This window comes from Dolichospermum planctonicum (genome assembly GCF_005402965.1).
Taxonomy (GTDB): Bacteria; Cyanobacteriota; Cyanobacteriia; order Cyanobacteriales; family Nostocaceae; genus Dolichospermum; species Dolichospermum planctonicum.
In genome coordinates, this window is record NZ_BJCF01000110.1 from 1 (window position 1) to 1,338 (window position 1,338).

1 rRNA gene is annotated in these 1,338 nt (G+C 49.4%); it reads left to right on the forward strand.

Annotated features, from left to right (window positions below):
- A 23S ribosomal RNA gene (locus tag FFO06_RS20620) occupies nt 1–1,338 on the forward strand; the annotation flags it as partial.

Here is a 1,338-nt window from a genome sequence, read left to right on the forward strand (position 1 = left end):
AAGAGCCGGAAATATCCGAATGGGGCAACCCTAAATACTACCTGTTGAATATATAGACAGGAAAGAGCCAACCCAGCGAACTGAAACATCTTAGTAGCTGGAGGAAGAGAAATCAAAACAGAGATTCCCTCAGTAGTGGTGAGCGAAAGGGGAAGAGCCTAAACCAAAGGATTTATCTTTTGGGGTAGTGGGACAGCAATATCGAATCTGGAGACTAGACGAAACAGCTAAATACTGTACCAGAGGGGGTGAAAGTCCCGTAGTCGAAAGTCAAAGGATAGTAGCTGCATCCCGAGTAGTACGGAGCACGAGGAATTCCGTATGAATCAGCGAGGACCACCTCGTAAGGCTAAATACTACTGTGTGACCGATAGAGAACAAGTACCGCGAGGGAAAGGTGAAAAGAACCCCGGAAGGGGAGTGAAATAGAACATGAAACCATAAGCTTACAAGCAGTGGGAGTCCGATTAAACGGATGACCGCGTGCCTGTTGAAGAATGAGCCGGCGACTTATAGGCACTGGTAGGTTAAAGCGAGAATGCTGGAGCCAAAGGGAAACCGAGTCTGAAGAGGGCGAAAATCAGTGTTTATAGACCCGAACCCTGGTGATCTAACCATGTCCAGGATGAAGCTTGGGTAACACCAAGTGGAGGTCCGAACCGACTGATGTTGAAAAATCAGCGGATGAGGTGTGGTTAGGGGTGAAATACCAATCGAACCAGGAGCTAGCTGGTTCTCCCCGAAATGTGTTGAGGCGCAGCGGTTGTGATTAAATCTGGGGGGTAAAGCACTGTTTCGGTGCGGGCTGGGAGACCGGTACCAAATCGAGACAAACTCAGAATACCCAGAGAACACACAGCCAGTGAGACAGTGGGGGATAAGCTTCATTGTCAAGAGGGAAACAGCCCAGACCACCAGCTAAGGTCCCCAAATCATCACTAAGTGATAAAGGAGGTGAGAATGCCTAGACAACTAGGAGGTTTGCCTAGAAGCAGCCACCCTTGAAAGAGTGCGTAATAGCTCACTAGTCAAGCGTTCTTGCGCCGAAAATGAACGGGGCTAAGTGATGTACCGAAGCTGTGGGATTACTAATCATAATCGGTAGGGGAGCGTTCCGTAGTAGGGAGAAGCAGTAGCGGCAAGCAGCTGTGGACGAAACGGAAGTGAGAATGTCGGCTTGAGTAGCGCAAATGTATGTGAGAATCATACACCCCGAAACCCTAAGGGTTCCAGAGCCAGGTTCGTCCACTCTGGGTTAGTCGGGACCTAAGGCGAGGCCGAAAGGCGTAGTCGATGGACAAAGTGTCAATAGTCACTTACTGTTCTGTGGGAGCATAG